Below are 6,707 nucleotides of genomic sequence, written 5' to 3'. Positions count from 1 at the left end.
TAATTAAACCATAGTTCACTTCTGGTATCCATTTCTCCTCTTCTTCACTATATTTTAAAGAATATAGCCCAAAATCTCTTGACCCTTTACCTAATGCTATTAAGTCATTTTGCATTATAAGGTCTGCACCACGTCCCTTAAGTTCTTGAATTAATTCTTTAGAATGTTCCATATCCCCGGGTTCATCAAGCCATGAAATCATAATTTCAGCATTTGGATTTACAGTTTTAACACCTAACGCAAAAGCATTAATTCCTGTTATAATCTCTGTTTCACTATGAATATCTATATAACCTATAATGTTTGACTTTGTAATAGACCCCGCAATAAGACCTAGTAAAAACCTCGGTTCATGTGACCTTCCAAAATAAGTGCTTACATTTCTAAAAGCCTTTACTGGAGAGCAATTAAAAAATTTAATATTGTCGAACTTTAAAGCTGCTCTCAAAGTTATATTAAGATAAGATGGACATGTAGTAAATATAATATCATAATCTTCTTCACATAACTTACTCAATCTTTCATAACTATCACCATCAATTTTAAAATTATCAATAACGAAAGTCTCTATTTCGCTACCTAATTGTTCTTGTGCATACACTCTTCCTAAATTATGAACATAACTCCAACCTGATGTATCAATAGTTTTTTCAAAAATAAATGCCACTCTTAACTTTTTATGTGGAACTACTAGATTTGTAAATGATGTAATAACATTTTTCTTATGCACATGAAAAGGTTCTGTCTGAATATCTACTGCATTATTTTTTAAAAGTATCCTAAGCTCTGCTAAGAACTTATCCACTCTTAATTTCCTCTCTGTTTCTTTAAATTCATCTGAGATGCCATAAATCTTTACATATTCTAAAAACGCATCTCCAGTAGTGATATTTAATTTATCTCCACCTAATTTGTAAAAAGTGCGACTGAAAGGATAGTACACATTTTTTAAAAAATGCTCATACTTGTTTGAAAATAAATTAAGTTTAGGATCATATTCATCCAAATACTTAGAAAGTTTAGTAAATCCACCTTCCTTGGAAAACCAAATAGCATTTATCCCTGTCTTATTATTGAAATCCAAAAATTCGTAATATATTATGTTATTTAAATCATTCTCATCCCTTTTAGGAACTAGCCTAGTAACATCTCCGTCGATTGAATAAGCATCTACATATTTTAATACACTTACCCGCTTGTTACCTTCCATAACATAGAATTCATTCATATACTCATAAATTTTTACAGGGTCATTTATTCCCTCATTAATATGATGTGTATAAACTGCTCGCCACTTCATAGAAAACTCACTATTTTCGCTCGCTAAAGGAAGGAAGTTCATTGCGAAATCTCTGCTTCTTGTATAAAAATAAGTTCCCATTATCTTTTTTAATGGAATGCTTTTTATTCCCAAGGGTATTTCTGCTACTATATCTATTTTTTTTAAAATATTATCTAAAGATGATATATGACCAGAGTTTCCTCTTGATATGTCCCTATAATATTTAACTTTAGCTAATTTACTAGCCTTTTTATATTCTTCAGCAGCTGAAAAATTGTTCATATATTCACTCCTTGATCTTTTTAGTATATTCATTAAAGAATCTCTTACATGTATATTTTACCCTATTATCCAATTAAACTCCATTGCTATATCTATTAATATTTAAATAATATTTCATGTCAACTTTATCCAATGTTTAATAATTAGCCCGAATTTTTAAATGATTATACATCAACAAGTCTAAAAAACATGTTATAATGATATTGTCAGAGAATTAGAAAATATAAATTTTTAAAGGATGGATAAATATGAACATAGCTTTTTTTCTTATGCCTAAAAATGAAGTTGTTTATGAAAAGCCAAGTTCTACAATGAGGCAAGCATTGGAACGAATGGAGTACCACAGGTATTCAGCCGTGCCCTTAATAAATGAAAAAGGTAATTACGTAGGCACTTTAACAGAAGGTGACTTATTATGGAAGTTAAAGAATACTCCAGATTTAAGTTTTAATGATACAAATAAGATTTTAATTGAAGATATTCCAAGACACATCTGTAACAAAGCAGTAAAAATTAATTCAGACATAGAGAGTTTGATATCCCTAGCAAAGGATCAAAACTTTGTTCCCGTTGTGGATGATAATGATGTTTTTATAGGAATAATTAAAAGAAGTGATATAATAACTTATTGTTTTAATTTATTATATGATACTGATAAATTGAAAAATTTAAATTTATTACCAACATAAAATACATGCAAGAATATAAAACACCTACACTAGCTTAATCAGCTTCAAAGAAGCCGTTAATCATCTTCAAAGAAGCTCTTAATCTTCTTCGAAGATGAAATATCTAGTATAGGTGTTTTGCTTATAATAAGCTGGCAGCTTCTTTATCTATAATTATAGTTACATCATTATGAAGTTGCAGAATTGAAGCAGGCACTTTAGGGTTTATTTTGCCTTTAACAGCACCTTCTATAGTTTTAGCTTTGCTTAGTCCATTGGCAAGAAGAATAATCTTCTTAGAATTCATTATTGTCTTTATTCCCATACTTATAGCTTTTATTGGCACATCCTCTATTGAATCAAAAAACCTAGAATTAGCTTCTATAGTTTGCTCGTCCAGATTAACCAAATGAGTCTCTGCCTCAAAGTTTACATCTGGTTCATTGAAGCCAATATGCCCATTTCCACCAATACCCAAAACTTGCATATCAATTCCACCAGCTTCTTTTATTTTATTCTCATACTCTTTGCATACAGCATTAACATCCTTTGCCATACCATTAGGTACATTAATATTTTCTCTATTTATATTTATATGATTAAATAAATTGACCATCATATAATTATAGTAACTTTCAGGATTCTCTCTATTAATTCCATAATATTCGTCTAAGTTAAAAGTTTTAACCTCTTTAAAATCCACTTCATTTTTGTTATACAACTCAACTAATTCCTTATACATTCCTATTGGCGTAGCTCCAGTAGCGAGACCTAATACACTATTAGGCTTTAGCATAATCTGACTTGCAATCATAAGCGCTGCTTTCTTGCTCATTTCATCGTAATTATCTACCACTATTATCCTCATATTCGCACCACCTCTTAATATTATTTGCATTTAAATAAATAACAAGTCTATACTATCCTAGTTTATTTATTATCATGCGCCTTACTCAAAATTCTACTTTTCAATTTCGAATACTATTTTTCCTTCTACTATTGTACAAAATATATCAATGCCATCATCAAAAATAATTATATCTGCATCACATCCGGCCTCTAAACTTCCTTTTTTATTATCCATATTAATAACCTTTGCTGGGTTATGTGTAGCCATTGCCACTGCCTCATAAATTTCTAAGTCGCTGTGGTTTAGCATGTTTAATACAGCCTTATTTAAAGTTAAAACGCTACCTGCCAATGTACCATTTTGAAGCCTTGCAGCTCCGTTTTCAACTATTACCTTCTGTCCACCAAGCTCATAATTTCCACTCTTCATACATCCAGCTCTCATAGAATCTGTTATTAGTACTATTTTTTCTTTATGTTTGACATTTATAAGTAGATTAAAAATTGCTGGATGAACATGTATCATATCCGCTATTAGCTCACAGGTTATATCACTTGTGAAAATAGCACCTACAATACCTGGTTTTCTATGATTCAAAGGAGTCATAGCGTTAAATGTATGAGTTGCATGTGTTATTCCATCCTCAATGGCCATTATTGTCTCTTCATAGCTTGCATCTGAATGACCTACTGACAATGTAATTTTAGAATTATCTTTCACTTTTTTTATAAAGTTATGATTCTCATCCTTTTCTGGTGCAAGGGTTATTATTTTAATAATATCTAAATACTCCTTTATAATATCATAATTAGGTGCAATAATATTATCTGACTTCTGGGCTCCTTTATACTTTTCATTTATAAATGGTCCCTCCATATGCACGCCTAAAATCTTTGCCCCTTTAGTTTCCAGCTTCATTGCCTCCCTTATAGCATCTAATGCACTATATATGTTGTCTTTACCCATAGTCATTGTAGTCGGTAAATAGGCTGTTACTCCATTTGAGGCTATTGTAGTACTTATAACCCTTAACGCTTCTGGTGATGCATCCATAGTATCATATCCTCCAGAGCCATGTATATGAATATCAATAAAACCTGGTGATACATATCTACCTTTGGCATCTATTACCTGTATTTCTTCGTTATATTCTTCTTTATACGAGTGGAATTTATCCATATTTATAACTTTTATAATCTTTTCATCAAAGATTATTACGCTGTCATAAATTATCCTATCTTTCATAATAAGTTTTCCATTAACTATAGCTTTAATTTTCATTGACCACACCACCTTACCATTGCTAATATTTTAATTACATTCCGTTACTCTTTCCAATTTAAACTTTTCTAATTTCACTTTATAGTTATTTGATATTTATATTTATCACTTCTATATGTAGACTTTGTATACTCAATCGGTATTCCATTTTCTAAATAGGTGGTTCGCCTAAATATTAATGCTAAGGCACAATTTTCTTGGTTTAGAAGTTTACTTTCATATTCATTTAGCATTGTAGGTTCAATTGTTTGTATTGCTTTATCTAACTTATATCCATACTTTTCACGAAAAATTTTATATAGTGATTTATCTTCAATAATTTCTCTAGTCATCCCATTAAATAAATAATACGGAAGCCATGCTGTTTCAATAGCTACTGGTAGCTGATCACTAAATCTTAGTCTTTTAATTTCAATGATTTCATTTTCGTCTTCAGGCATTTTCAGTTCAAGTTTATATTTCTTTGTTGCATCTATTAACTTAAAAGATAATATTTTAGTTCTTGATATAACTCCATTTTCTTGCATTTGCTCAGTAAAGCTTTTTAGCCATGATATGTCTCGCTTAACCTTTGCACTCGACACAAAAGTCCCTTTTCCCTGTTCTCTATAAATTAGCCCTTCATTTACCAATGCCATAATAGCCTTATTTACGGTCATCCTGCTAACTCCTTGAATTTCACAAAGTTCCCTTTCTGATGGAATTGATTGTCCCGGCTTTAAAACTTCATTTTCTATCATTTCTTGTAGTATTTCTTTTATCTGATAATGAAGTGGTATAGGGTTATCCTTTGAAACTTTTTTCAAAATTCTCCCTCCTCAACTAGAAATATATTTTTATATACGCAAACATAGTTTATATGTTATTATGTTGTCATGTTGTGTATACCAATTATAACTCAAATCTGTTTTTTTTACAACCTTTTTAAAAAATCAATAGAAGCTGCAATAAAAGAATATGATTTTGGCACATGAAAAAAGAGCTAACAAGAACTTTCTGTTCTTGTTAACCCCTTTACTATTTTTAACTATCAACTTTCATAGCTCTCATAGAATTTAATACTGCGATTAGAGCAACTCCTACATCACCAAAAACCGCTTCCCACATAGTTGCAATTCCAAAAACAGCAAATATCAAAATAGCTGCTTTTACACCTAATGCAAATATAATATTTTGCATTACAATCTTCTTTGTTTTTTTAGAGATTTTAATAGCTTCAGCTATTTTTGAAGGCTCATCAGTCATTATTACTATATCGGCAGCTTCTATTGCAGCATCGGACCCTACACCACCCATAGCTATTCCGATATCTGCTCTTGCGAGAACTGGTGCATCATTAATGCCATCTCCTACAAATACTACCTTTCCTTTAGGTGATTTCTCTTTTTGAAGCAATTCTAACTTCTCAACCTTCTCATGTGGAAGGAGTTCTGAATAAACTTCATCTACACCTAAAATTCTTCCAATATCCGTCGCTATATCTTTATTGTCACCAGTAAGCATTACTATTTTTTTAACACCCATAGATTTTAAATCAACTATTGCACGAATAGAGTCTTCTTTTATCTCATCAGAAATTATAATACTGCCTGCATATTTCTTATCTATAGCTACATATATTATCGTGCCAACCTTCCCATCTTTATTATAGGAAATTTTTTCACTATCCATTAGCTTTGAATTACCAGCTAGCACATATTTCCCTTTAACTTTAGCTCTAATACCTTTTCCAGCGATTTCGTTAACATCACTAATATCTTCTTTTCGTATATCTTTGCCATAAGCTTTTAATATAGATGTGGCAATAGGGTGACTAGAGAAACTTTCTACGTGCGCTGCATACTCTAATAATTCTTCACTACTTATTTCACCTTCTGCATGCATCTCTGTAACCACAAATACTCCCTTAGTTAGTGTTCCTGTCTTATCAAAAACCACCACTTCAACGCTATTTAATGCCTCTAAGTAGTTTCCGCCTTTAACTAAGATGCCATTTTTAGATGCACCACCTATTCCTCCAAAAAATCCAAGTGGAATAGATATTACTAGAGCACAAGGACAAGATACTACTAAAAATACCAAAGCTCTATATATCCACTGCGTGAAAGTAGCACCTGGTATTAAAATCGGTGGGAGTATAGCAATGGCACTTGCACTTATAACTACAATTGGTGTGTAATATCTTGCAAATTTAGTTACAAAATTTTCAGTTGGTGCTTTTTTGCTACTAGCATTTTGCACTAAATCCAAAATTTTTGCTAGAGTTGATTCCCCAAATTCTTTTTTCACCTCTATAGTTAACAAACCATTTTTATTAATGCACCCAGCCAAAATCTCATCCCCG

General features: G+C 31.2%; 6 protein-coding genes. 1 reads left to right on the top strand and 5 read right to left on the bottom strand.

Annotated features, from left to right (window positions below; genetic code table 11):
- Positions 1-1,564 (bottom strand): BMP family ABC transporter substrate-binding protein (locus JJE11_RS12005; RefSeq protein ID WP_291635897.1); only part of this gene is annotated, 1,564 nt, incomplete at its 3' end.
- Positions 1,565-1,812: 248 nt separating this feature from the next.
- Here JJE11_RS12005 and JJE11_RS12000 point away from each other — a divergent pair.
- Positions 1,813-2,253, top strand: a complete 441-nt coding sequence (locus JJE11_RS12000; protein ID WP_291635895.1) for a CBS domain-containing protein — start codon at positions 1,813-1,815, stop codon at positions 2,251-2,253.
- A gap of 121 nt (positions 2,254-2,374) precedes the next feature.
- On the opposite strand, the gene nagB is transcribed toward JJE11_RS12000, so the two are convergent.
- The 4 genes from nagB to JJE11_RS11980 form a co-directional block, all read right to left on the bottom strand.
- A complete protein-coding gene (gene nagB, locus JJE11_RS11995; protein ID WP_291635893.1) occupies positions 2,375-3,100 on the bottom strand; it encodes a glucosamine-6-phosphate deaminase in 726 nt (241 codons plus the stop codon).
- A 93-nt stretch (positions 3,101-3,193) separates the two neighbouring features.
- Positions 3,194-4,357, bottom strand: a complete 1,164-nt coding sequence (gene nagA / locus JJE11_RS11990; RefSeq protein ID WP_291635901.1) for an N-acetylglucosamine-6-phosphate deacetylase — start codon at positions 4,355-4,357, stop codon at positions 3,194-3,196.
- Positions 4,358-4,437: 80 nt separating this feature from the next.
- Positions 4,438-5,172, bottom strand: coding sequence for a GntR family transcriptional regulator (locus tag JJE11_RS11985; protein WP_291635899.1), 735 nt, complete (start codon positions 5,170-5,172; stop codon positions 4,438-4,440).
- A 214-nt stretch (positions 5,173-5,386) separates the two neighbouring features.
- A partial coding sequence (locus JJE11_RS11980; protein ID WP_291635891.1) for a heavy metal translocating P-type ATPase occupies positions 5,387-6,707 on the bottom strand: 1,321 nt, incomplete at its 5' end.

The organism is Clostridium sp., assembly GCF_016650095.1.
GTDB lineage: Bacteria > Bacillota > Clostridia > Clostridiales > Clostridiaceae > Clostridium_AD.
Note: the sequence above shows the minus strand (reverse complement) of the source record. Positions and strands in the feature narration are given on the sequence as shown.

What these genes read in the sequence shown, in the direction of transcription:
- JJE11_RS12000 (WP_291635895.1), top strand. Translation starts at nt 1,813, where the DNA reads ATGAACATAGCTTTTTTTCTTATGCCTAAAAATGAAGTTGTTTATGAA.
- nagB (WP_291635893.1), bottom strand. Translation starts at nt 3,100, where the DNA reads ATGAGGATAATAGTGGTAGATAATTACGATGAAATGAGCAAGAAAGCA.